This window comes from Noviherbaspirillum aridicola (assembly GCF_019656455.1).
Classification (GTDB): domain Bacteria; phylum Pseudomonadota; class Gammaproteobacteria; order Burkholderiales; family Burkholderiaceae_D; genus Noviherbaspirillum; species Noviherbaspirillum aridicola.
In genome coordinates this window covers 1-20,729 of sequence record NZ_BPMK01000025.1, presented here as the reverse complement: position 1 = coordinate 20,729, position 20,729 = coordinate 1, and the positions used below count along the sequence as shown (strand labels likewise).

The following is a 20,729-nucleotide window of genomic DNA, read 5'->3' as shown; positions in this document are numbered from 1 at the left end:
CCTGTCCCGGTTTGTTGTTCAGAAAACCTGTTCAGAATATCGCGCATCGTCAAAAAATACAACCCTAATTTATTGACGCACATCGAGATACCTTGGGGCATGCGTCAATAACCGGTCGTTTTTTGACGTCATAACGTCATAACTCGCCCTTGCAAAAACTACGATATGCAGCTACAGTAAACTGCAATGTGAAACTACAAATTGAAGGTTTGCGATGGAAATCTTGAAGTCATCAGTTGTCCGGAAAGATCTGACCAAAATCCTGAATGGGATTACCAAGGGAGAGATAGAGGAGGTTGGAATTGAGGTGAACGGGGAGATTGTGGCAGTTCTAACCTCGGAAAGACCGGACTATGAAATCCCCCCGCTTTTTCTACGTGCGGAGGAGGCGCGCGAGGACTGGGCGGGCGTGATCGAAACCGTTGCCATTCAAAACGCGCGGTACTACTTCCGAAAGAAAAGTAGTGAGATTTGCGTTTATCTTCGACGCCACGAGGATTACCGTCACGCTGCTGCAAAGCGATGGAAGGCTCACCTTACTGAATATCGCAATGCCAAGAAAGAGCCGCTCACCATTGAAGACTTGCATGACTCCCAGGAGGAAATGAAGCACCTGGTAGAGCAGGCGTTGGCAATGATTCACCAGCTGGATATGAAGCACAAGCATGTCTTCGCCCGCATCGAGCGAAATGGAGACCTGCTGGCGACCCCTGAAAATGGCGTTCAAGCTCGCTTCAACGCGGATGATCTTGGCCGATATGAAGTGGACTAGGTGCTGGGGAAACAAGCAATGACTTATCCACGTTTTCAGTGGAAAGGCCTGTTAGTAACTCGGGGGTATGTAGTGTAAGTAACTGATTGGGAAGGGAAAAGCGAAGTTGATCAGTCGCAAGCGCAGCCAAAGACATCCACAAGGATTTCCAGCGTGTCATCCACAGGATGTCCCTCCGGCCCTTAAACAGGTTGCCCACAGATTTTTGCCGCTCCGGCCCGCAGGTTGACGAGGCTGAAAACAGAAGGGGCGCCGAAGCGCCCCGGTTAAGCAAGGCAGATGAGCCGCCTGCTGCAACTACTCTACAGAGTCATTCGCACCAATACGATATGGTGGATGGCGCCAGTGGCGAGTAGTCGTGCATCTTGGCTGTTGAAGAACGGCCAGCCGTGGTGCCGTATTGTCGTGAGCTGCCACATGGGCGTACTCCTTTCAATCGGCCTGGTCGCTTGTTACTTGCTGCTGACGACCAAGCGCAACAACTGAGACTACGCTTTTGGCGTAAAGTTCCAGAAAGAAATGATCAGAGGAAACGGCAGAGTATCTGACCTCACCGACGTTAGTAGATCGCTGTAGCCTCCCCGACCTCACCGACGTTAGAGAGAGTCATGTAGCCTCCCCGACCTCACCGACGTCATGCAGAGCCAGGTAGCCCCGTCGACCTCACCGACGTCACGGATCTCGCGCATTGCCAGACTCGCAACCTGTGCGCCATCCATGGTCCGGTGCCGCCCACACAAATTCTTTACCGGCTGGCCAAATTCGAACTATACCTTCCCGAGGGAAATGAAAAACCGGCGCGACATGCAAAAAGAGTCACAAGACCGGGCGTTTCGTGACACAATGGACGAATGGGATCAATTCAACGCGTCAACTTTCGGAAGGTCCGGTCGGCACATTCCCCTTTGCCGGGGAAATGCATGGCCGTGGAGATCGAGGACGGCTATGAGGTCCGCTTCGGTGAGGCACCACTTTGCGCGGTGAACACCGGGAAACCGAGGATTTTCCGCAGCTTGGACACCGTGCTGCGCAGCCTGAAGGAGATGGGTGTTACGGAATTTGAGGTAGTCGCAAGAGCAATGGCCTAAAAGCACAAAAGCCACCTTTGGCGAGGTGGCTTCAGTGTGGCCGCGTAGGACCGGTACTGCATAACTCTGTGGCGGAGTTCGTACCGGCAGATTAACACGTCGGTACAAATTGATGCAAGCACATCAGAGGCCGGCGCGCGGGTGTTTCGTGCGCGCATGGCAGTAGCTCAACTTTCGCTGGATCTCTCTCAGCCGATCAACCACCATGATCGGCTGCACGCATCGCCGCATGGCGCCGTGTTGTATTGGGAGGCCCGGAAGTCTGAAAATCGGTGGACCAAGGTGATGCCAGGGGACCCTGTCGCCCAGGTGATCTCCTGCTTTGCCGGCTCCCCCGACACCTACCTGACCGTTAATCAGTTTTTCCACTGGCGGAACGTCCGGCAGCTCAAGAGCCTGCGGGCCTGTTACGTCGACATCGACGGCATGATGGATCTGGAAGCCGCGCTCGATGCGCTTCATGCGGCCAAGATGCCGGCGCCGTCCTTTGCCGTCTATTCCGGGCGTGGCCTACATCTCTATTGGCCGCTCTCCCCTACGCCAGCCAAAGCCTTGCCAGTGTGGCAGCGCGTTCAGGATGCGATTGTCGCCGCCCTCGCGCCGCTCGGCGCCGATCCCAAGGCGCGAGACTGCGCCCGGGTGCTTCGCCTAGTCGGCACCGTCAACGCCAAGAACGGCGCCGAGGTGCGCGGTGTAGTGCTGACCGATGCCGTTTGGACGATGCATGAGCTAGCCGACGAAGTGCTCGGCACGCGCGACCGGATGAGCAAGACCGCGGCGCGGACTGCGCCCAAGATGCCGGTGCACCAGGCGGAAATGTTCGACTTCAAAGCCGGCGCTGCCCGCAAAGGCAAGGCATCTCCTCGCACCGCTACCGGCTCAATCTACGACTGGTGGCACCTCGTTTATCAGGATCTCGTGGCGATCTGCGAGCACCATTGGTTCGGCGGTGTGGCGCCCGGCCATCGGGACCAGGTGCTGTTCCTCATGGCCGTCTCCCTGTCCTGGTTCGCCCACACAGATATCCTTGAAGACGAGATCATGCGGACGGCACAGACCTTCACTCCGACCTTGCTGGAAAAGGAAGTGCGGGACCAGATGGCTCCGATCATCGAGCGCGCCCGGGCCGCCCACGCGGGCGAGACAGTGCTTTGGCGCGGGCTGCAGGTCGATCCCCGGTACCGGTTCAAAGCCGATACCCTGCGGGAGTGGATGGGCGATCTGATCGCGCCCGAGTTGCACGACCAGTTGCGCTGCTTGGCGCCAGCCGATGTCATCAAGGCGCGGAAGAAGGAGCGCGACTCCAAGCGGGACCGGGTGGCAGAAGGCCGATACCAACAGAACCGAGAGGCTTACCTTGGGGACGTGCAGCAGCGAGCTGTGAGCGCCCGGCTAATGCATGCCCAGGGCGTCAGCATGAAGGAGATCGCCGCCAAGCTGGATATTTCGGCCAAGACGGTTTCCCGATATCTGAAAGAAGCCGGAGAAGTGGACAAGTCCGCCCTCCTTATATAGCCCTCCCCCGAAGGGTCGAGCGAGGATGTGGTTTGGGGAAATACCAAACTACCCAAAAACAGGGATGAGACCTGAGGGGATGGTGTGGGGCGCAGACAGTTTACGATCTACCCCGGCCTGACCATGGCAACCATCATCGAGCGGCCAATGTCCTCGGCGGCAAGGTTTGGGTTTATTTCAAACTGATGAGAAAGCGGTGGCGGCGCGCTGACTACCGCTGTGTGGCAAGTGTGCGGCAAGCTGGGTGCAACTCGATAGAGTTGTGCCGGCTTGTCCACACGGTCCCCGAAGGGGATGTCCACAGCCAGCGCTTAGCCCTTTTCTCGAATATCCAATCAATATTCAATGAATTTTCAGAAGACATTCATTGATTGCCATGGCAAGACTGCCGTGTTCGAACTGTCCCCCGGCCTCTGGGACCAGAACGCCAACGAAATGAGGGCTCTGGAACCTAACGCGGTCATTGCAGGAAGCTCGATTTGTGAGCGGCTGCAGAGCTGTTCGCACTCAGTCTTTTATTGCGAAATTCACAATTTCGGCCACATTGCAATTTTCCCATCAGTTGGCGGGCAACCGTGATAGTGGACAATACGAGGTATTCATCTCATCGACACCCGCACCAAATGCCACTTTTCGATAACGGCCGGGAACTCATCTTGGCGAATCTCACCCTGCTAAAAGCCGGCGAGCGCGCCAAAGTGGTGTCGATAGGCTATCTGACAGAAACGCAGCACCAGGCGATCAATGCGATCCGGCAGAAGGAAGGCAAGCCCCTTTTGGTGGAACCGGTGGTCCTCTTCTTGGGCCGGCATCTGTACGAAAGTCGGAGCGCCGATGGTTACACCATCGAGGACATGGCGGTCATGGTCGAGAGCGCCCTTTCGGCCGAATCGATTGCCCATGCGCATCACAAGATGACGGGCGTGATGAACCATTCTTCGAGGGAAGACGGCTATGGGAATCGGGTGCGGGATCTGGGCGTGCTCGAGCTGTATGCGCGCCGCCCGAAGGCAGAGCTGCTGTCGGTAATTCCCAAGGGGGACGACATCAAACCCAAGGACCTGAAATGAAAACGGCCACCTCGAAGGCGGCCGTTGAATACTGCGAGGTACAGTCCTGGGTAACTTACTTCTGTCCAGCGCCCCTGCACCTCTGGCGCGAATTATAGGATAAATCCGCGCTACCGGTTAGATATCTAAACCATGGTGGGGTTTCCTCAACACCCCGAAAAGCAGGATATTGAATATTCATTGACTGTTTTTTTGATAGTCAATGGATGTTCGGGAAGCATGATTTCGATATCCGTTCGAGAGCATCCTCAAACTTTCTCGTCGGCCGCCAACTGCAGGGCAATCGCCCGCTTGATGTAGCTGGCCCGCGGTATGCCTTGGCGCTTGGCTGCGGCAGTCAGCCTGGCCAACTGCTCCTTGCCGATCCGTAGGGTAATCTGCACGCTGCCCTCCTCATCGTCCTGGCTTGGCAATGGCGGCAGTACATCCTCCTGCGGCCTCGGCGCTGTGACCTTGGCGTCCGGTGCCCCGTTGATGAAGCTCTCGACTGCTTCCGGCGTGCGAGGTGCCGGCGCGGGGCGCTTGGTGATTCCCATAGTATTCTCCAAATATGCGTTGAATGCCTTTTGAATATTCAAAGAATGTTCAATAGATAGCCTTCAGCAGTGCGTTCAGTTCTGCGTTCGCCTTCTCGTCTTTGGGCTGGTACTCGAGCACGGACATGCCGCTGCCGGCGGCATTGGCGATGCTCTTGCGGCGCCGGATCGGGGTGTCGAGGTACTTGATCGCCGGGTAGTCCGCCAGGGTTTCGACCGCCTCCTTGTTGTCGGAGCCTGCGGTATCGGCCATGTTCAGGAAGCCGAGGGCTTCGGTGGGCTTGCCGGATGTGGCGCGGGCTTCTTCGATCAGCGCGGCGATGTCGGCAACCGCCCAGGTGTCAAAAGACCGAGGTTGGAACGGCACTAGCACCAGGTCGGCCTGGGAAAGGGCAGCGCGGAGGGCGGTGCTATCACGGCCGCCAACATCAATCACGATGTCCTGAAACTTGCTGCGCTGGTGGAGCAGCTGGGTGCGCAGGGCGCTCCCGTCCGGATAGTGAGCGGTGGCAATCGGAGGGTGTCGACCGGCCTCTCCGCGGATTGCAATTGCCGTCGATGCTGTGTCCTGGCGGTCGCCATTGATCAACCAGACGTCCCGGCCCTGCATGGCGCGCGCGATGGCGATATTGAGGGCTACGGTGGTTTTGCCAACCCCGCCCTTGGTGGAGGCGACAACAATGACCTTACCGTCCATGCGGTTCTCCCTAGATATTTACTGGAGACCGTATGGTAATTCAATGAATATTCAATGGGTAGTCTTCAAAGCTGGAAATAGCGGGGTTATTTGGGCTCTAATGCAAGGTGGTTGCTTTCATTGATAATGCCAATTATCAATGAAAGCACCTATCGAGCCCGGGTGCGGGGTCAGGCGTTTGCACCACAGTCATCACAAGAGGTCACCCCAAGCTTATGCTCTATGTGCAAGACCTTAAAAGCCTTCAAGGCCTCTTTATCGTTATCGTCCAACTCGATCTTGTTCTGTTGCACCTGATCTGGCGTGAGTTCTACGAAGCCATTATTGGCGATGGTGTCCAGCTGTTCGTTGGTTAGACCGAACCAAGGCACAGATCCATTGAATGTTCCTTCACCACCACATTCGGTGCCGTCAGTGCATGTGAAAGTGTATACGGGCATTTTTCCCCTCGCTGTCATATCGGGATGACGAGCATAGCTTAGCGCGGCTACAAAATCTTGTAGCCATGCTGCGCGCGTCGCCGAGTGATGGCCTCGAGCAGCCGCATAGCATCCTCAAAATTGGGCACATGAGTAATCTTGCCGCCCCCACGTCGGCTGTCCTTCCCTCCCCAGGACTGGACTACGGTCCAGTCGCCAAGCAGATCCTGGTCAAGCACTACGCTATAGACGCGGGTGTCGGACGCGAAGCGCATTCTGGTGGGTTGTGGAAGGGGGGTGGTTGCCGAATCGGCAGGATCAATCATTTCTTCTTGAGCTTTGCGGCCACCTTATCCGCGATGTTTTCCGCAAAGGCGTCCATGTCGAACTGGGCACCAGCCTGCCCGCTCAGCGACTGCTCAAGAATGGCTGTGATCTCCGCCTGCAGGCTCCGTCGGTTCGCTTTGGCCAGTTCTTCCAAGCGTGCACGCAGATCCTCGGACATCCGAAGAGGGTAGGGGGTTGGCTGTGTGGAAGACATAGCACGCGAGGATATGAGCCTTTTTGACTCTCCGCAAAGAGTCTACTTGACTCTATGAGTCAAAAAGAGTCTAATGCCTGAGGACAACTATTGGGGGAGCCATGCCCAAATCAAAGCAAATGCCGCCGACACCCGTTCGCATTCCACCAGAGTTGAAGGAGTGGGTGAAAGCGCGGGCCGAGGCAAATCTGCGCAGCGTCAACGCTGAAATTACCGCGATTCTTATGGCGGAGCGCAAGAGGCAGGAGGAACTGGGACTGGCGAGGAGAAGTAATCAGTCCTAAAAAGGAAAACGCCTCGACTGCTGGAACAGACGAGGCGCTTACGGTGGCGGGTCGAAGCTGGAACTTTGATTCCGCCGGACGTGCACGCTACACACTGGAGGGTAAATCATGCACACGCAGAATGTTAACACGACTGAGGTCGTCCATCAGAGCACCATCGAGCAGCGGGATCGTACGCAGGGAGGTGCAAAATGACTACCAATAACCATCCGGCCGCCGGCGCATTGCTCATCCCCGTTGAACACGTGGACTGCATCGAGGCGCAGATGTACAAGATCGAGGAGCTTAGTCTGACGATGGAGGGAGTCATCAAGTCAGACATCGACCCCATGTTGATGGGATGCGCTCTTGAAGCCATGCGCAAAGAGCTGCACCGTGCCTATCTGACCTGCCTCTCCGCCCTGGAGAAGGCAGGAGCGCTGTCAATTGACAGGCAGCGTGAGCAGTGACTAGCGGGAGCATTCTCCGTTGGTTTCAGACACGAGCGACTCGTATTCGGTGAACGCCTGCCGGACGCCCCGAAAGCGGCGCCGGCAGTCCTCACTGTAGTCATGTCTGCCAGCGCAGCGACCGAGGTCTGAAGCGCTGTCGCTCAGCGCATTCGCGGCTTCACATACGGCCCTGCATTCATCGCTCAGCCTGCCGCACGACTGGTGTCGGGATTGCAGCGACTGGAGCATGTGCGGTGGGATAGACTGCGGGGCCACGGGCAGCGGGTTTTTCTGGGCAAAGGCGACAGAGGCCAGAATGAAAAACGCAATGCCGGCAAGGTGTCGCATTCAAGTCTCCGCTGTTCGTGTTATGGGCGGAGTATTGCACAAGTTTGGCTGTGCCTAGCTCGACGGGGCGAAGAGGTGGCAACCCTTACCACCCTGGCACAGCCTCCGACATAGGGGGCGCGTGAAGGGGCGCATATGTTCGACTCTCCAGAAATCCAGGGGCTGCTCGAGGAGATACGGAATGCAGGGGAAAATGACCTGATCAAGGTAGGGACTTTGGCCCAGTTTGTGGCGCGAGCGTCGGGGGAGCAGGGCACTGCACTCGGGTTTGTGGCAGTCCCGATTCTCAACAAGATGCTAGCCATGGATGGGATGGGGGACGTGAAATTCCTACATCCGAAAACCCTGATTCCTTATGACCGCCACGACTGGGACGAGCTCTCGGACGAATGGCTGGTTTACCGGGACGTGGCTATCGAGATCGTGGAGCGCCTGTACCAGCGCCGCGGGCAGATGCCACTCCCACTGCCTGAGGCGCCTAGGCGTCCACCTTCCACCCAGCAGCTGCAGGAGACTGCAATTCTCGATTGGCTGAAAGCTGACGGCAGGGATCTGCATTGCCTAGAGAAGTGGAGTCATAACCGACCAGGCGCCAAGAAGGATGCCCGGGACGCCATGCGAAAGAACATCAACTTATTCCAATCTGACAAGGTCTTTGACCTTGCGTGGGAACGCCTGCGCGCCGCCGACGCAATCCGATACGAGGGCGAATAGCATCCATCCCTCAAACTGAGGGATACAGGGATAGTTGCGGGGAGGGATAGGCCAGCTTTGAAGATTCAGTCATACCGCTAGATGCAAAGAGCGCGAAGCAGAGCGCTGAAGCACGGCGGGGACTTCTTCAAAGGTGTGCAGATGACTGTTCAGACGCAATCTAAGCTTGTGCCGCCGGGTGAGGCGGCCGAGATCCTCGAAACCACCATCCAGACCCTGGCCAACTGGCGCAATACCGGACGGTACGCTCTGCCGTACGTGAAGATCGGTCGGCTGGTTCGCTATCGCATGTCCGACTTGGAGGCCTTCATCGAGGCCCGCACTATCGCCCCGTGCGCGGCGAAGGAGTGAGCCATGGCCTACTCCGAAAATGACAACGCCACCGGGCAGGGTGGCGTCGGGATCGCAGGCGGGCAGGCCAAAGCGATGGGGCAAAACAAGGTGCTGGAATGCAGCGCCGATCATATCACCAGGCTGGTTCGAGAGCTGCAAGACAACGGCGTCGGCTTGAACAGCTCTGCAGGCGAGCGCCAGCTGTCGACCTTGCCCAAGGTGCTCGCCTTCCTTGGCGACCGGGGCCTTAACACTTACGAAGGCACCGCCGCCGGCTATGCCAGGCTGGCTACCCGCATCCAAGATCTTGAGGCCGACGGCTGGATCATTGAGTCCCGGCGCGAAAACGTGATCGGCCCGGATGGGCTTTTCCACCGGGGCGTCGCGCGATACATCCTCGTCGGTCGCCTGCCGGCACCGCAACAGTCGACGCCTGCCGAGGAGGTGCAATGAAGCTCCTCGCCGTGAAAAATTGGAAGGACTTCCAGCACTACGGGCAGCGCAATCCGCCCTGGATCAAGCTACACCGCGCGGTGATCGATGACTACGGTTTCTGCTCGCTGTCGGATGCGGCAAAGGGGCATTTGATGCTGCTCTGGCTGTACGCCAGTCAGAACAACGGCAAGGTGCCGGCCGACGTCCCGTTCCTCGAAAAGAAGCTGAGCATCACCGGACTGGATCTCTGTTCCCTGGTGGATCGTGGCTTCCTGATCCCGGAAGGAGGCGCTAGCAAATGACTCACGCCTCAGATGCTAGCAACGTGCTAGCACCATGCTATCCACTGACTTGCAACGCAGAAGAGCGTGCTAGCGACTTACTTGCAACTCAGAAGAGAAGAGAAGAGAAGAGAAGATAAACCCTTTCCCCAGCCAAGGGGACGGGATCAGGGCGGCCAGCACAGTATCGGACATCGTGCTCCGTCCCTACCAGGCGAACGCGGTACAGAACAGCCGCGTTGCCCTGGCTGGGGGGAAGTCTCGGATCATCATCTGCTCGCCGACCGGCTCCGGGAAAACCGAGATTGGCATGGCCCTGGTCAAGGGCGCCCGAGCCAAGCAGAAGCGGGTCGCCTTCCTGGCAAACCGCGTGCACCTGGTCGAGCAGACGTCCCGGCGCTTCACCAAGTCGAAGATCGCGCACGGCATCATCCAAGGAGAGAACACTCGCAACGTCTATGAGCCGGTGCTGGTGGCCTCGATCCAGACGGTGGCGCGCCGAGGCATGCCGGACGTCGACCTGCTCATCATCGACGAGGCGCACGGAGTTGCCGGGTCCAGCGACTACCGGAAGGTTATCGCCGCGGCGAAGTGCCCGGTGATCGGCCTGAGCGCAACGCCATATGCCCGCGGGCTGGGCAAGCACTATGACGAGCTCGGCGGCCCGCTCTTCGAGCAGATGGTGGTTGCTGCCACCATCCCCGAATTGATCGCCGACGGCTTCCTGGTGGACTGCGACGTCTACGCGCCGAGCGAGCCGGACATGACCGGCATCAAGCAGAGCCGCAACGCCTTCGGGGAAATGGACTACTCCGACGCCGACGTCGGCCGCGCGGTCGACAAGCCGGAGCTGGTGGGCGACATCGTTACGCACTGGTTTCGGCTGGCCAAGGGTACGCCGACTGTCTGCTTTGCCTCCAACATCGCGCACTCCCGGCATATCGTCGAGCGCTTCAATGCCGCCGGCGTGCCGGCCGAGCACATCGACTGCTACACCCCGGAGGAAGAGCGCCAGGCGATCCTGCGGCGCATCGAGAGCGGCGAAACGCTGGTGATCTCCAACGTGGGCATCCTCGCCGAAGGCTGGGACTTCCCGGCATGCCGCACGCTGATCCTGGCGCGGCCGACCCGCTCCCTGATCCGGTACATCCAGATGGCGGGCCGGGTGCTGCGCCCGCATGAGAGCAAGGATCGCGCGCTGATCCTGGACCACTCCGGCACTGTGACCCGCTTGGGCTTCCCAACCGACGAGTTTCCGCTCGAACTGGACGACGGCAGCCCGAAGAAGCAGCAAGGCGGCCAGCAGAAGGAGGCTAAGGAGCAACTGCCCAAGGCCTGTTCCTCCTGCAGCTACATGAAGCCGGCGAAGGTGCACAAATGCCCGGTTTGCGGCTTCGAGCCTAAGAAGCAGTCCGACGTGGAAGTGCAGGAGGGCGACTTGGTGCTGGTGGCCAAGCGCGGGAAGAAGGCGCAGAAGGCCGACAAGCAGAGCTTCTACAGCCAACTGCTCGCGGTAGCTGCTAGCCGCGGCTACCAGGACGGCTGGGTGTCGCACAAGTACCGCGAGTATTTCGGCGTGTGGCCGGTCGGCCTGGTGCGCATGACAGCCGAGCCGACACAGGAGACGCTGGACTATCTCAAGCACCTGCAGATCCGCCATGCGAAGGGGGTGCGCCGTGCAGGTTAAGACCAGGACATCCGATGAGGCCGTCGGCCGCTGGCCGGGCATCCTGCAGACGCTCGGCATCGATGCCCGGCATCTGCGCAACAAGCACGGCCCTTGCCCGATCTGTGGCGGGAGCGACCGGTACCGGTTCGACGACAAGGAGGGGCGCGGCACTTGGTACTGCTCGCATTGCGGTTCTGGCGACGGCTTCAAGCTGCTGCAGCGGGTCTTCGGCTGGGACTTCAAGCATGCCGCCAAGGAGGTGGACCGGCTGATCGGCGTGGTTCCGGCCGGCCCGGTGGCACCTGAGCGGACGGAGGAGAGCAAGCTGCAGGCGCTGCGCGACGTTTGGAGCGCTGCCCGCCCGGTGACCGCCGGCGACCCGGTGGCGCGATACCTGCGCTCCCGGACCGGTGCCGAGGTGGCGACGCCCGATCTGCGCTACCACCCGGCGCTCCGGTACGTCGACGACGACGGCGCGCTGCTCGGTACCTTCCCGGCAATGCTGGCCATGATGCGCTACCCAGACGGCAAGGGGGCATCCATCCATCGAACCTACCTGACGGCGGACGGCCGGAAGGCGTCGGTGCCCAAGCCGAAGAAGATCATGGCCGGCAAGCCTCTAAATACGGCCGCTGTGCGACTTTCGCCGGTCGGCAGGTGTGTCGGTATTGCTGAGGGTATCGAAACGGCTCTGGCGGCTTCTCGTCGGTTTTCCGTGCCCGTCTGGGCGGCGACGAACGCCACGCTGCTGGAGGCCTGGGTGCCGCCGGCAGGCATCGAGCGGGTGCTGATCGCCGGCGACAACGACGCCAGCTACACCGGGCAGTCTGCCGCCTTCGCGCTCGCTCGCCGCCTGGTGCGGGAGGGCCTCGCCGTCGAGATCCAGATTCCGGACACGGAAGGAAAGGACTGGGCCGATGAAGGTGTCTAGGCAGTTCATCAAGGACTTCGCCTACCTGGCCAACCGGTACGGATGGACGCCGGCGGAGATCGAGGAAATCAAGGCGCACACGCGCGCGCACCCCGCGCAGATGCGGGTGTACTGGACCGCGCTGGCCGCCGCCCACCGAGCCGGCTACGAGCAAACCCAAGAGAACGGCTATATCCGTCTGCAGGCTTGGTGCGCCGAGCAGGGCATACCGGACCCGTTCGCCAACCTATCGAAGGAGGAAGCATGACCAGGCAGACCAAGCAGAAGAAGGAGACCGCGCCGGGGCCGGTGCCGGATGACCCCAAAAAGGTAGCGTTCCAGCAGAAGCAGGGAGAGACAGTGCACGAAGCGCTGGCGCGTTCCGGGATAGATCCCAGCGTCGTGGCCCTGACGGCAATCGGCGGGTACCAGGTGACGGTGCCGAAAGAGCACCTGCACTTCAGCGCGCTCCAGACGGCGCTGGATCAGCAGAGCGCCGCGGTGCAGGCCGGCGACTTTTCGCGCCCCGAAGCGATGCTGACGGTGCACGCCCATACGCTGGACGCCGTGTTCCACAACCTGCTGATCCGCGCGCAGCGGAGCATGGACGCCGGCCACAACGCCGCCGCCGAGACGTTTATGCGGATGGCGCTCAAGGCGCAATCACAATGCCGCACATCGATTGAAGCGCTTGCCGAAATCAAGTTTCCGAAGTCGGCCACCTTCATCCGGCAGACCAACATCGCCCAGCAGCAGCAGGTGAACAACGGCGCGGCGCCGGCCGCCGGCCCTACCGCGCGCCCGCAGGAGAAAAACGTAACCCCGACGAACGAACTATTGGAGGCCACGCATGGCGAACGGCTGGACACCGGAACGACGAGCAAAGCAGGCGGCAGCAATCCGCAACTGGAGACCGTGGGAGCAGTCAAGCGGGCCAAAAAGTGACGCCGGCAAGGAGCGCTCGGCCAAGAACGCCTACAAGCATGGAGGACGATCTGCCGAGATGCACCAGGTACGGGAGTTGATGAAGCGGCTGCGGCAATTCATGGGAGGGGCGAAATGATGTGGACGGCTGACGCACACATGCACGAATTGGAGGATTTCCAGCCCGGCGACGTCGTCCTGACGCCATCAGGGCGGCGAGCAGTGATCCAGAAGCTGCTGTCCGGCGCCTCCAAACACGACCCTTTTGCAAGGGTCAAGTGCCGCTACGAAGATGGCGACGACCGGGATCTGGTCACCCTGCAGCCGCACCAGCTGCGGCGATGCCAAATGTTCCAAAAAAATACAGCACTCAGAGATACTTTTCCCTATGAGAGATCCGAATAAGGAGCATTCATGGACCCGATTACCATAGCGTCGCTCGTAGCAATGATTGCCGGCGCCGGCATGCAGTACAAGGCCACCTCCGACGCGGCCAAACGCGCACAGGAAGAAGCCTTGCGGGCGTCGCAGCGACATGACGAATACCAGCGGCAGGCCGAACAGAAGGCGATGAACCAGGCGCAGGAGTTCAACACGGACAACCGCGCGGCCGAACAGGCGCGGATCGAGCAGCAGCTCACGCAGGAATACATCGCGCCGGCCAAGTCGGCCACCGAGATCAATTCCAGCGCGACGACCACGCAAGGCGCCGTCTCCGACGATTACATGGCGGCGCGAGCTCGATCACAGGCCGAGATCATGAAGAACGCTGAAACTTTGGCGCGCCTGTTCGGCAAGACTGGCGCGGCCCACAAGCTGCGCACCAATGAGGCGATTCGCATGGCTGACACCGCGGCCGGCATCGACCGGCTCGGGAACTTCTCCAGGCGCATGGGGGAGGTGGACGAGTTTGCGGTCAAAGCGGCGGGAACGCCCAACGCCGGTTTGATGATCGGCGGCCAGCTCGCAATGGGGCTGGGCACTCTTGGGCTGGCAAACGGCGCCGGGTCGACGGGCGTGACATCCGAGGCCGGCGAGCTTGGCTCGGGCATGTACTCGACGCCTACCCCCTCCGGCATTGGTGCGGCGCCTTCCGCTCCGAAGCCGACGAACCTGGGAACCGGGTTCTGGGGCGCGGAAAACAATACCGCCTTCAAGCCGCTGCCCAAGTCGTTCGACTGGACGAAGGACGTCAACAACTGGACGTCTGGCTACAGGACGTTTGACTGGCCTGTCGTGGGAGGTTGAGTCTATGTCGCACGATAAGGTGATCGATGCTTTGCTGAGGGACCTCGCCGAACTGCGGGCCGACTTTGACGCCTTGACCAGGACGTCACTCAGGCAAGCCGGGGAAAATCAGGTGTATCGGAAGACGTTGCTTGCCTTGGTGGCAGGGGACGGCCTTGCAGCCCTGAGTGACGAGCTGCGCAGAGATGAAGCACAGTTCGTCCACGAATGCATGTCTGAGGACTGTATGGAGGGCGCGCAGGCCGCGCAGCGTCTTGTGCTGCTCGCCATTGAGGAGAGTGGCAGAAAGGCCGGCATCGCTTAATCCGCATCAGGATCTCCCCCGTTTATGGGGCTAGCAGGATAGTTTCCTTCTGATAACATCGTCGGATGACGAGCAGGAGGTGAGTCCCGCTGTCGCTTCCACGGTTTGGGGGAGAAATGAAAAGAACAATACTGATCATCGTTGCCTTTGCGCTCTTAACCGGCTGCGCACACGGTAACCTGGTAGGCCAGCGCGGTAATGGGTTGAACACCAGCTACTCACTCCAAGATCGCCGCCAAGCCAAGCTACACGTGAAGGTTTCGCCGGAAATGCCAGCAGGAGCGACTCCCATTGGCGACTTCACGGCGGAGCGCTGCCATCAGTACGCACAGGACTCCGCGCCTGGGGAGAGCGTCCTAGTGGATGACCTGCAACTCCTTGCATACGCGGAAGGCGCGGACGGACTATCCAACATCCGCTTTAGCAAGGAAAGTGGCTTGCTGAAGAACTGCTGGTTCGTGGCGAAAGCGACTGCTACGTTCTATCGGACATCCACGAAACAGCAATGAGGGGGAGTGCAATGAAGATCGACGCGTTCAGGACCTTTGTCGTCCTAGCGTTTGCCGCCATGCTTTTCGGCTGCGGAACTATGAACACCGACATGGCAATGCCCGCCGGCGTGACCGTAGATGGATCGGCGGGTTCAGGCCTGAAGTCCTATAAGCGAGCGTACATTGAATCACTGCAGGAAGATGAGTTCCAGATCTACCCCGCGCTATTCAAGGAGCTGAATGATATGGGGATAGAAGTGGTTGGCATTCCGATCAAGGAGCCAACTGAAACGGATCTGGTCGTGAAATACAGTTACGACGCAGGCTGGGATTTCACCAGGTATCTGCAGTCCTTCCAGTTCCAGTTCTTGAACGCGAAGACGGGCAAGGTGGTGGCTATGTCGTCGTTCAAGTCGCGGGGAATTTGGCAGGGCGTGCGAGACGGGCGGCTTGAAGCCGCATTCAACGATCTGCGCGCGAAGAACGGCTACCCACCCACCAGGCAGTTTCAGCGATAGATGTGTGCCCGCAGTGCGCGGCCATGCATCTGAGTCATCCGGAAATCGGCTGTTCTGAGTCAAGCTTCTGCTTGGTCGATCCCATGTTTATGGCTTGCGGCCGGCGTGTGGAAAGTTTGTAATTTTGCTTTCCAAAACAACAAGCGAAGTCATGCCTGACCGGTTCTATGTATTCAGCTTTGCAGCGGGCGTTTTCCTCTTGCTGTTGGGTGCGGTGCTTTGGGGTAGCTCGAGCGATCTCCTTGGTGGAATGACCGCAGCGGCCGGCGTAATCCTCGTCCTGGCTGCAGCAGTGGGCCATCTGTGGAATACGCAGTAAGTCACGTCGAAAGGAAGCCATGCCACGCCGTCGTAAGATCCCCAATCGCTATCGCTGTCTCAGGCCGCTCTCTTGGTCCGCCCTCGCGCTGATTGTCGCCGTGGCCTATCACGTCATGGTGGGGGCGTCCTGCGACCTCTTCACCTCCCTCACAAAGTCCGCTTGCCAGGTGCAAGAAATGCCTTGGCCAATGAGCGTCGCTCTCTGGGTGCTAGGCGTCGGCGGGCTGGTCGGTTTCGCTTACCGTGCCTACCGTGACTTCTACAAGGGCGACTACTGGCTGGATCATCCCCACTTCTAAACCTGGTATCTGACAACCGGCTGGATCATGTGGAACAGCCAGGTCACATCCATGCGGAGTTTGGCGGCCAAACTCCGCATGACGATTTGGGGCTAAGGCAGGATAGGGGGCTGTACGGCAAACGTGCCACAAAAGTTCGGCCGCCGAACTTTGCGGGCGTTTCGGTGGGATGGCAGGATAGGGGTCTGTATATCAATGTGCTACACGCCCCATGCTCGACCTCCAAACCATCAAAGCAGCAGCCCTCGAATACCAGCACGGCGACCGCGACGACGAGGAATGGCCGGTAGTGGAATCAAACTTCCACTGTGTGGCAGCTGAGCCGGCACGCATCCTGGCAATGGTGGAGGAGCTGGAGCAGTGGCGAGCAGGCCCGAGCCAGGAAGAGACGACGGCGCTGCTTAACCTGGTGCGAGACCTGACCGGCTACATTCGGATGACAGCTGGCGACAAGGCAGATCCGGTGCGGGATGACCTGTTGAGCCAGGCGCGCATGCTGATGGGCGTGATCGAGGGATAGGCCAATGGATGTTCCGTTCCTCGACCGTGACGAGATCGCGGCTCTTACCGGTAAGCGGCGTCGATCCTCTCAGCGCGAAGTTCTGAATGCTTTAGGGATTACGCACAAGGTCAGACCGGACGGGTCGATACTAATCCTATGGGCGCATGTAACCCAGGTTCTAGGCGGTGAAGCGGCAAAGGGAAGGGCCCCGGGAATAGAGCCGAACTGGGATGCCATGAACGCCAGAGACTGGTAGCCCTGCCGAGGTTTTCTATTTGGGTTTTCTGTCCCGCCGCATTCTGGCTTCTCGCTTGTCGGCCTTCTCAGCGACATACTCAAGATATGCATTCGGCGCAGCCACAGCCGGTCGGGGCGCTCCGGTTGTGATCGCTCTCTTCGGGATGCAAGACTCGCGCATCATCAGCCAACGCATTATCGACTCAGCGCAGAACAGTTTCTTCCGTCCCCCTATTGGGATGAACGGCAGCCCTTCCCGCATCAAGCGCTCGACATGCCTAATGCTGCAGTGGAGCATCCCGGCGACATCGGCCTTTGTCATGAAAGTAGCCATGCACCCTCCTATTGGGCGAGTTTCTTTTTTCTTGGCACTCGGGGGCGAATGCCGGCGGCGGAAAAGGCAGCGCGTAGCCCGCCATCTGGCGAGCGGGCATGCACCTTAGGAGGGGCAGGGGAGGCGGATGTTACGGCGGGTTCCACTTTGCATGAGTCGAGATAGGCGCGGAGATCGGAGGGGGAAAAGCGGGTCATGCGTGGCCCGAGTTGGTAGCAGGGGATAGGACCGCGAGGTGCGGCCAGGTTGTACATCTGCCGGACGCTCACGCCGAGCACTGATGCCGCTTCCCGGACGGTCAGCATCTATATGCCCTCCGCCACCCAGCGGTAATAGGCCTGCAGATCCATGGTGATATGGCCGTCCGGAGCCTTCCGGTAGTGCCTTCCTTCGATCCATTTGCCGTCCTGAATCTTGCGGCGTACGGCTTTTTCTGTGTACCCGGTAATGCGGCAGAAGAGCGGGATCAGGAGATAGCGGACGTGGATTTCCACAGGCGGCGCAGTCGGCGTGGGCTGCGCTATGCGGCGCTCTGCATCCATGCTTCGGACTTTGGCCTCTACCAGGTCGAGCAGCGCCTTCTCCAGAGCGTCGCCGGCCATTCGCTCCCCCTAGTCCGAGATGTACTCAGCGTCAGGCTGGACAAACCAACGCTTCCCAATCTTCACTGGTCGCGGGTGGATGCGGCCAGAATTGACCCAGTTGCGAAGTGTGTTCTTGTGCGGGGCGTGCTCACCCATGAGCAGATCGGCCCATACTTGGAGCGGAACCAGGCGAGGAAGATTGGCCGGCAGGTTCTGCGCTTTCTTCACCACCGGTGGTTTCCTCAGCTTCTCAGGTGGTGTCGCGCGCATGACCCACTCGGCAAGAGACTCTTTCCGTTTCATTCGAGAGAGGATGCGCCCGATATGGTAGCCGCACCTAGTTCCAGATCAGAACTGGGTCTGAATTGGGGGCAGGCAGTACGTTATGGCGTAAAAAAGCCCGCGGCGGGTATTCCCGCAACGGGCAAATCCAAACTCAGAGAGTTGGGAGGAGACGACTTGTAGATGGATGCACCGCATCCGTTTTCAACCCTGCCCTACTGCAGATACGTTTTGGGCGGGTTGTCCAGATCAATCCGAGGGCTGGGTATTTGCAACTGTTCTCTGACGGCTATTCCGTTCTTGTACATAACTGCTGCAAGAAGGATCAGGCGATGCAAATCCGCCTCCGGAATGCTTTCTTGTAAGTAGAGAAGGATGTGCGCATAGATTTCTGCGGCACCATCGGGGTCAAGGTCTGCCGTATTGGTGTCCTTTATTCGCCTGAGAATTTCCGCCTGGTCCATCACCATCACCTTGTCGTTACGAGTCACGTCCCAGTAACGACTCGAGGTAATCCCATCGGTTCCTGTTGGTGCATACGATCAGGGATCAACGCTTCCCGGTTTTAGCAAATTGTGGATGCTTCCGCGGGACAGGCTGTATTCCTTGGCCAGTTCAGTGATCGTTCTGCCCTCCGCATACTTCGCCTGAACCTCCATGCGCATGGCCGGGGTGGTCTTGGAAGGGCGCCCGAGCGTCTTGCCCTCTGCCTTGGCCCTAGCCAGTCCAGCCTGGGTCCGCTCGATGAGCAGATCCCGCTCCATTTCTGCCATGGCGGCCAACATCGTCAGCATCAGCTTGCCGGCCGGGGATGTGAGATCCAGCTTCCCGAGTTGGAGAACGATGACTTCGATGCGTCGTGCGGCCAACGCCTTGATAGTTGCGCCCACATCCTGAGCATCGCGGCCCAATCGGTCGAGCTTGGTCACCACTAGGCGCTCCCCGTCCCGGATCTTGTCGAGCATCTTGCTGAACTGCGGGCGCTGGCTTGCCTGGGTGCTGCCGCTGACCCCTTCGTCGGCAAACCAGAAATCGATGGTGTACCCGGCGGCCTGGATCTCCAGCTTCTGGTTTTCGGTGGTCTGCTCGGTGGTGCTGACTCGTCCGTACGCAAAAGTTGCCATGCCCGATCTCCCTGTCCCGGTTTGTTGTTCAGAAAACCTGTTCAGAATATCGCGCATCGTCAAAAAATACAACCCTAATTTATTGACGCACATCGAGATACCTTGGGGCATGCGTCAATAACCGGTCGTTTTTTGACGTCATAACGTCATAACTCGCCCTTGCAAAAACTACGATATGCAGCTACAGTAAACTGCAATGTGAAACTACAAATTGAAGGTTTGCGATGGAAATCTTGAAGTCATCAGTTGTCCGGAAAGATCTGACCAAAATCCTGAATGGGATTACCAAGGGAGAGATAGAGGAGGTTGGAATTGAGGTGAACGGGGAGATTGTGGCAGTTCTAACCTCGGAAAGACCGGACTATGAAATCCCCCCGCTTTTTCTACGTGCGGAGGAGGCGCGCGAGGACTGGGCGGGCGTGATCGAAACCGTTGCCATTCAAAACGCGCGGTACTACTTCCGAAAGAAAAGTAGTGAGATTTGCGTTTATCTTCGACGCCACGAGGATTACCGTCACGCTGCTGCAAAGCGATGGAAGGCTCACCTTACTGAATATCGCAATGCCAAGAAAGAGCCGCTCACCATTGAAGACTTGCATGACTCCCAGGAGGAAATGAAGCACCTGGTAGAGCAGGCGTTGGCAATGATTCACCAGCTGGATATGAAGCACAAGCATGTCTTCGCCCGCATCGAGCGAAATGGAGACCTGCTGGCGACCCCTGAAAATGGCGTTCAAGCTCGCTTCAACGCGGATGATCTTGGCCGATATGAAGTGGACTAGGTGCTGGGGAAACAAGCAATGACTTATCCACGTTTTCAGTGGAAAGGCCTGTTAGTAACTCGGGGGTATGTAGTGTAAGTAACTGATTGGGAAGGGAAAAGCGAAGTTGATCAGTCGCAAGCGCAGCCAAAGACATCCACAAGGATTTCCAGCGTGTCATCCACAGGATGTCCCTCCGGCCCTTAAACAGGTTGCCCACAGATTTTTGCCGCTCCGGCCCGCAGGTTGACGAGGCTGAAAACAGAAGGGGCGCCGAAGCGCCCCGGTTAAGCAAGGCAGATGAGCCGCCTGCTGCAACTACTCTACAGAGTCATTCGCACCAATACGATATGGTGGATGGCGCCAGTGGCGAGTAGTCGTGCATCTTGGCTGTTGAAGAACGGCCAGCCGTGGTGCCGTATTGTCGTGAGCTGCCACATGGGCGTACTCCTTTCAATCGGCCTGGTCGCTTGTTACTTGCTGCTGACGACCAAGCGCAACAACTGAGACTACGCTTTTGGCGTAAAGTTCCAGAAAGAAATGATCAGAGGAAACGGCAGAGTATCTGACCTCACCGACGTTAGTAGATCGCTGTAGCCTCCCCGACCTCACCGACGTTAGAGAGAGTCATGTAGCCTCCCCGACCTCACCGACGTCATGCAGAGCCAGGTAGCCCCGTCGACCTCACCGACGTCACGGATCTCGCGCATTGCCAGACTCGCAACCTGTGCGCCATCCATGGTCCGGTGCCGCCCAC

The 20,729-nt window shown here is 58.9% G+C and carries 33 protein-coding genes; 24 read left to right on the top strand and 9 right to left on the bottom strand.

Annotated elements, in window-relative coordinates:
• Window positions 1–214 precede the first annotated feature (214 nt).
• The 5 genes from NCCP691_RS20755 to NCCP691_RS20735 all read left to right on the top strand — a co-directional run bounded on the left by NCCP691_RS20755 (window position 215) and on the right by NCCP691_RS20735 (window position 4,445).
• The gene (locus NCCP691_RS20755) at window positions 215–772 is read left to right on the top strand and encodes a hypothetical protein (RefSeq protein ID WP_220810454.1); all 558 of its coding nucleotides are present in this window, start codon (window positions 215–217) and stop codon (window positions 770–772) included.
• Window positions 773–1,051: 279 nt separating this feature from the next.
• Complete coding sequence (locus tag NCCP691_RS20750; protein WP_220810453.1) at window positions 1,052–1,258, top strand: hypothetical protein; 207 nt, start codon at window positions 1,052–1,054, stop codon at window positions 1,256–1,258.
• Window positions 1,259–1,692: 434 nt separating this feature from the next.
• Complete coding sequence (locus tag NCCP691_RS20745) at window positions 1,693–1,860, top strand: hypothetical protein (RefSeq protein WP_220810481.1); 168 nt, start codon at window positions 1,693–1,695, stop codon at window positions 1,858–1,860.
• Window positions 1,861–2,016: 156 nt separating this feature from the next.
• Window positions 2,017–3,375 carry a helix-turn-helix domain-containing protein gene (locus NCCP691_RS20740; RefSeq protein WP_220810480.1) on the top strand — a complete coding sequence of 453 codons (1,359 nt, stop codon included), beginning with the start codon at window positions 2,017–2,019 and terminating at the stop codon, window positions 3,373–3,375.
• Between the two features lie 656 nt (window positions 3,376–4,031).
• Entirely contained in the window at window positions 4,032–4,445 is a 414-nt protein-coding gene (locus tag NCCP691_RS20735) for a hypothetical protein (RefSeq protein ID WP_220810479.1), read from the top strand.
• A gap of 248 nt (window positions 4,446–4,693) precedes the next feature.
• On the opposite strand, the gene NCCP691_RS20730 is transcribed toward NCCP691_RS20735, so the two are convergent.
• From NCCP691_RS20730 to NCCP691_RS20715, 4 genes are all read right to left on the bottom strand, one after another.
• Window positions 4,694–4,981, bottom strand: a complete 288-nt coding sequence (locus tag NCCP691_RS20730; RefSeq protein ID WP_220810478.1) for a YlcI/YnfO family protein — start codon at window positions 4,979–4,981, stop codon at window positions 4,694–4,696.
• Between the two features lie 49 nt (window positions 4,982–5,030).
• The gene (locus NCCP691_RS20725; protein ID WP_220810477.1) at window positions 5,031–5,678 is read right to left on the bottom strand and encodes an AAA family ATPase; all 648 of its coding nucleotides are present in this window, start codon (window positions 5,676–5,678) and stop codon (window positions 5,031–5,033) included.
• Window positions 5,679–5,848: 170 nt separating this feature from the next.
• Complete coding sequence (locus NCCP691_RS20720; protein ID WP_220810476.1) at window positions 5,849–6,118, bottom strand: hypothetical protein; 270 nt, start codon at window positions 6,116–6,118, stop codon at window positions 5,849–5,851.
• Between the two features lie 301 nt (window positions 6,119–6,419).
• On the bottom strand, window positions 6,420–6,602 hold the full coding sequence (locus tag NCCP691_RS20715; protein ID WP_274387246.1) for a FitA-like ribbon-helix-helix domain-containing protein: 183 nt from the start codon (window positions 6,600–6,602) through the stop codon (window positions 6,420–6,422).
• 137 nt (window positions 6,603–6,739) lie between these two features.
• Here NCCP691_RS20715 and NCCP691_RS20710 point away from each other — a divergent pair, with 137 nt between their 5' ends.
• The 17 genes from NCCP691_RS20710 (at window position 6,740) to NCCP691_RS20630 (ending at window position 16,906) form a co-directional block, all read left to right on the top strand.
• Window positions 6,740–6,922 carry an Arc family DNA-binding protein gene (locus NCCP691_RS20710; RefSeq protein WP_220810474.1) on the top strand — a complete coding sequence of 61 codons (183 nt, stop codon included), beginning with the start codon at window positions 6,740–6,742 and terminating at the stop codon, window positions 6,920–6,922.
• A gap of 191 nt (window positions 6,923–7,113) precedes the next feature.
• The gene (locus NCCP691_RS20705) at window positions 7,114–7,371 is read left to right on the top strand and encodes a hypothetical protein (RefSeq protein ID WP_220810473.1); all 258 of its coding nucleotides are present in this window, start codon (window positions 7,114–7,116) and stop codon (window positions 7,369–7,371) included.
• A 465-nt stretch (window positions 7,372–7,836) separates the two neighbouring features.
• Window positions 7,837–8,415: a hypothetical protein gene (locus NCCP691_RS20700; protein WP_220810472.1), complete on the top strand. Its 579-nt coding sequence runs from the start codon at window positions 7,837–7,839 to the stop codon at window positions 8,413–8,415.
• 141 nt (window positions 8,416–8,556) lie between these two features.
• On the top strand, window positions 8,557–8,766 hold the full coding sequence (locus NCCP691_RS20695) for a helix-turn-helix domain-containing protein (RefSeq protein WP_220810471.1): 210 nt from the start codon (window positions 8,557–8,559) through the stop codon (window positions 8,764–8,766).
• A gap of 3 nt (window positions 8,767–8,769) precedes the next feature.
• Window positions 8,770–9,201, top strand: coding sequence for a helix-turn-helix domain-containing protein (locus tag NCCP691_RS20690; protein ID WP_220810470.1), 432 nt, complete (start codon window positions 8,770–8,772; stop codon window positions 9,199–9,201).
• A complete protein-coding gene (locus tag NCCP691_RS20685; protein WP_220810469.1) occupies window positions 9,198–9,485 on the top strand; it encodes a hypothetical protein in 288 nt (95 codons plus the stop codon). The genes NCCP691_RS20690 and NCCP691_RS20685 overlap by 4 nt, the downstream gene beginning before the upstream one ends.
• Window positions 9,486–9,660: 175 nt before the next feature.
• Window positions 9,661–11,151 (top strand): DEAD/DEAH box helicase, encoded by a 1,491-nt coding sequence (locus tag NCCP691_RS20680; RefSeq protein WP_220810468.1) that lies wholly within the window; start codon window positions 9,661–9,663, stop codon window positions 11,149–11,151.
• Window positions 11,141–12,064, top strand: a complete 924-nt coding sequence (locus NCCP691_RS20675; protein ID WP_220810467.1) for a DUF7146 domain-containing protein — start codon at window positions 11,141–11,143, stop codon at window positions 12,062–12,064. The genes NCCP691_RS20680 and NCCP691_RS20675 overlap by 11 nt, the downstream gene beginning before the upstream one ends.
• Window positions 12,051–12,311, top strand: coding sequence for a hypothetical protein (locus NCCP691_RS20670; protein ID WP_220810466.1), 261 nt, complete (start codon window positions 12,051–12,053; stop codon window positions 12,309–12,311). Before NCCP691_RS20675 ends, NCCP691_RS20670 begins: the two co-directional genes overlap by 14 nt.
• Window positions 12,308–12,988: a hypothetical protein gene (locus NCCP691_RS20665; protein ID WP_220810465.1), complete on the top strand. Its 681-nt coding sequence runs from the start codon at window positions 12,308–12,310 to the stop codon at window positions 12,986–12,988. The genes NCCP691_RS20670 and NCCP691_RS20665 overlap by 4 nt, the downstream gene beginning before the upstream one ends.
• A 138-nt stretch (window positions 12,989–13,126) precedes the next feature.
• The gene (locus tag NCCP691_RS20660) at window positions 13,127–13,372 is read left to right on the top strand and encodes a hypothetical protein (protein ID WP_220810464.1); all 246 of its coding nucleotides are present in this window, start codon (window positions 13,127–13,129) and stop codon (window positions 13,370–13,372) included.
• Window positions 13,373–13,381: 9 nt separating this feature from the next.
• Window positions 13,382–14,215 carry a hypothetical protein gene (locus NCCP691_RS20655; RefSeq protein ID WP_220810463.1) on the top strand — a complete coding sequence of 278 codons (834 nt, stop codon included), beginning with the start codon at window positions 13,382–13,384 and terminating at the stop codon, window positions 14,213–14,215.
• Window positions 14,216–14,219: 4 nt separating this feature from the next.
• Window positions 14,220–14,519: a hypothetical protein gene (locus tag NCCP691_RS20650; protein ID WP_220810462.1), complete on the top strand. Its 300-nt coding sequence runs from the start codon at window positions 14,220–14,222 to the stop codon at window positions 14,517–14,519.
• Between the two features lie 116 nt (window positions 14,520–14,635).
• Window positions 14,636–15,028 (top strand): hypothetical protein, encoded by a 393-nt coding sequence (locus NCCP691_RS20645; protein WP_220810461.1) that lies wholly within the window; start codon window positions 14,636–14,638, stop codon window positions 15,026–15,028.
• An 11-nt stretch (window positions 15,029–15,039) separates the two neighbouring features.
• Entirely contained in the window at window positions 15,040–15,528 is a 489-nt protein-coding gene (locus tag NCCP691_RS20640; RefSeq protein WP_220810460.1) for a hypothetical protein, read from the top strand.
• A gap of 831 nt (window positions 15,529–16,359) precedes the next feature.
• Window positions 16,360–16,668, top strand: coding sequence for a hypothetical protein (locus tag NCCP691_RS20635; RefSeq protein WP_220810459.1), 309 nt, complete (start codon window positions 16,360–16,362; stop codon window positions 16,666–16,668).
• Between the two features lie 4 nt (window positions 16,669–16,672).
• Window positions 16,673–16,906: a DUF4224 domain-containing protein gene (locus tag NCCP691_RS20630; RefSeq protein WP_220810458.1), complete on the top strand. Its 234-nt coding sequence runs from the start codon at window positions 16,673–16,675 to the stop codon at window positions 16,904–16,906.
• 323 nt (window positions 16,907–17,229) lie between these two features.
• Here NCCP691_RS20630 and NCCP691_RS21665 read toward each other — a convergent pair whose 3' ends face one another.
• The 5 genes from NCCP691_RS21665 to NCCP691_RS20605 all read right to left on the bottom strand — a co-directional run bounded on the left by NCCP691_RS21665 (window position 17,230) and on the right by NCCP691_RS20605 (window position 19,211).
• A complete protein-coding gene (locus NCCP691_RS21665) occupies window positions 17,230–17,526 on the bottom strand; it encodes a helix-turn-helix domain-containing protein (RefSeq protein ID WP_220810457.1) in 297 nt (98 codons plus the stop codon).
• Complete coding sequence (gene xisR, locus NCCP691_RS21465; RefSeq protein ID WP_238482537.1) at window positions 17,527–17,823, bottom strand: excisionase family protein; 297 nt, start codon at window positions 17,821–17,823, stop codon at window positions 17,527–17,529.
• 9 nt (window positions 17,824–17,832) lie between these two features.
• Window positions 17,833–18,075 (bottom strand): excisionase, encoded by a 243-nt coding sequence (locus tag NCCP691_RS20615; RefSeq protein WP_220810456.1) that lies wholly within the window; start codon window positions 18,073–18,075, stop codon window positions 17,833–17,835.
• A gap of 227 nt (window positions 18,076–18,302) precedes the next feature.
• Window positions 18,303–18,557 carry a hypothetical protein gene (locus NCCP691_RS20610; protein ID WP_220810455.1) on the bottom strand — a complete coding sequence of 85 codons (255 nt, stop codon included), beginning with the start codon at window positions 18,555–18,557 and terminating at the stop codon, window positions 18,303–18,305.
• Window positions 18,558–18,629: 72 nt separating this feature from the next.
• Complete coding sequence (locus NCCP691_RS20605) at window positions 18,630–19,211, bottom strand: recombinase family protein (protein ID WP_220810482.1); 582 nt, start codon at window positions 19,209–19,211, stop codon at window positions 18,630–18,632.
• 224 nt (window positions 19,212–19,435) lie between these two features.
• Here NCCP691_RS20605 and NCCP691_RS20600 point away from each other — a divergent pair, with 224 nt between their 5' ends.
• Both NCCP691_RS20600 and NCCP691_RS20595 read left to right on the top strand, forming a co-directional pair.
• Window positions 19,436–19,993, top strand: coding sequence for a hypothetical protein (locus NCCP691_RS20600; RefSeq protein ID WP_220810454.1), 558 nt, complete (start codon window positions 19,436–19,438; stop codon window positions 19,991–19,993).
• A gap of 279 nt (window positions 19,994–20,272) precedes the next feature.
• Complete coding sequence (locus NCCP691_RS20595) at window positions 20,273–20,479, top strand: hypothetical protein (RefSeq protein ID WP_220810453.1); 207 nt, start codon at window positions 20,273–20,275, stop codon at window positions 20,477–20,479.
• Window positions 20,480–20,729 lie beyond the last annotated feature (250 nt).

Excerpts from the sequence above, each read along its gene's own strand:
- NCCP691_RS20660 (WP_220810464.1), top strand. The coding sequence starts at position 13,127 with ATGCACGAATTGGAGGATTTCCAGCCCGGCGACGTCGTCCTGACGCCA.
- NCCP691_RS20740 (WP_220810480.1), top strand. The coding sequence starts at position 2,017 with ATGGCAGTAGCTCAACTTTCGCTGGATCTCTCTCAGCCGATCAACCAC.
- NCCP691_RS20595 (WP_220810453.1), top strand. The coding sequence starts at position 20,273 with ATGAGCCGCCTGCTGCAACTACTCTACAGAGTCATTCGCACCAATACG.
- NCCP691_RS20685 (WP_220810469.1), top strand. The coding sequence starts at position 9,198 with ATGAAGCTCCTCGCCGTGAAAAATTGGAAGGACTTCCAGCACTACGGG.
- NCCP691_RS20655 (WP_220810463.1), top strand. The coding sequence starts at position 13,382 with ATGGACCCGATTACCATAGCGTCGCTCGTAGCAATGATTGCCGGCGCC.
- NCCP691_RS20695 (WP_220810471.1), top strand. The coding sequence starts at position 8,557 with ATGACTGTTCAGACGCAATCTAAGCTTGTGCCGCCGGGTGAGGCGGCC.
- NCCP691_RS21665 (WP_220810457.1), bottom strand. The coding sequence starts at position 17,526 with ATGCTGACCGTCCGGGAAGCGGCATCAGTGCTCGGCGTGAGCGTCCGG.
- NCCP691_RS20630 (WP_220810458.1), top strand. The coding sequence starts at position 16,673 with ATGGATGTTCCGTTCCTCGACCGTGACGAGATCGCGGCTCTTACCGGT.
- NCCP691_RS20615 (WP_220810456.1), bottom strand. The coding sequence starts at position 18,075 with ATGCGCGCGACACCACCTGAGAAGCTGAGGAAACCACCGGTGGTGAAG.
- NCCP691_RS20600 (WP_220810454.1), top strand. The coding sequence starts at position 19,436 with ATGGAAATCTTGAAGTCATCAGTTGTCCGGAAAGATCTGACCAAAATC.
- NCCP691_RS20650 (WP_220810462.1), top strand. The coding sequence starts at position 14,220 with ATGTCGCACGATAAGGTGATCGATGCTTTGCTGAGGGACCTCGCCGAA.
- NCCP691_RS20705 (WP_220810473.1), top strand. The coding sequence starts at position 7,114 with ATGACTACCAATAACCATCCGGCCGCCGGCGCATTGCTCATCCCCGTT.
- xisR (WP_238482537.1), bottom strand. The coding sequence starts at position 17,823 with ATGGCCGGCGACGCTCTGGAGAAGGCGCTGCTCGACCTGGTAGAGGCC.
- NCCP691_RS20645 (WP_220810461.1), top strand. The coding sequence starts at position 14,636 with ATGAAAAGAACAATACTGATCATCGTTGCCTTTGCGCTCTTAACCGGC.
- NCCP691_RS20725 (WP_220810477.1), bottom strand. The coding sequence starts at position 5,678 with ATGGACGGTAAGGTCATTGTTGTCGCCTCCACCAAGGGCGGGGTTGGC.
- NCCP691_RS20745 (WP_220810481.1), top strand. The coding sequence starts at position 1,693 with ATGGCCGTGGAGATCGAGGACGGCTATGAGGTCCGCTTCGGTGAGGCA.
- NCCP691_RS20690 (WP_220810470.1), top strand. The coding sequence starts at position 8,770 with ATGGCCTACTCCGAAAATGACAACGCCACCGGGCAGGGTGGCGTCGGG.
- NCCP691_RS20700 (WP_220810472.1), top strand. The coding sequence starts at position 7,837 with ATGTTCGACTCTCCAGAAATCCAGGGGCTGCTCGAGGAGATACGGAAT.
- NCCP691_RS20720 (WP_220810476.1), bottom strand. The coding sequence starts at position 6,118 with ATGCCCGTATACACTTTCACATGCACTGACGGCACCGAATGTGGTGGT.
- NCCP691_RS20730 (WP_220810478.1), bottom strand. The coding sequence starts at position 4,981 with ATGGGAATCACCAAGCGCCCCGCGCCGGCACCTCGCACGCCGGAAGCA.
- NCCP691_RS20665 (WP_220810465.1), top strand. The coding sequence starts at position 12,308 with ATGACCAGGCAGACCAAGCAGAAGAAGGAGACCGCGCCGGGGCCGGTG.
- NCCP691_RS20610 (WP_220810455.1), bottom strand. The coding sequence starts at position 18,557 with ATGGTGATGGACCAGGCGGAAATTCTCAGGCGAATAAAGGACACCAAT.
- NCCP691_RS20670 (WP_220810466.1), top strand. The coding sequence starts at position 12,051 with ATGAAGGTGTCTAGGCAGTTCATCAAGGACTTCGCCTACCTGGCCAAC.
- NCCP691_RS20750 (WP_220810453.1), top strand. The coding sequence starts at position 1,052 with ATGAGCCGCCTGCTGCAACTACTCTACAGAGTCATTCGCACCAATACG.
- NCCP691_RS20755 (WP_220810454.1), top strand. The coding sequence starts at position 215 with ATGGAAATCTTGAAGTCATCAGTTGTCCGGAAAGATCTGACCAAAATC.
- NCCP691_RS20640 (WP_220810460.1), top strand. The coding sequence starts at position 15,040 with ATGAAGATCGACGCGTTCAGGACCTTTGTCGTCCTAGCGTTTGCCGCC.
- NCCP691_RS20605 (WP_220810482.1), bottom strand. The coding sequence starts at position 19,211 with ATGGCAACTTTTGCGTACGGACGAGTCAGCACCACCGAGCAGACCACC.
- NCCP691_RS20635 (WP_220810459.1), top strand. The coding sequence starts at position 16,360 with ATGCTCGACCTCCAAACCATCAAAGCAGCAGCCCTCGAATACCAGCAC.
- NCCP691_RS20715 (WP_274387246.1), bottom strand. The coding sequence starts at position 6,602 with ATGTCCGAGGATCTGCGTGCACGCTTGGAAGAACTGGCCAAAGCGAAC.
- NCCP691_RS20710 (WP_220810474.1), top strand. The coding sequence starts at position 6,740 with ATGCCCAAATCAAAGCAAATGCCGCCGACACCCGTTCGCATTCCACCA.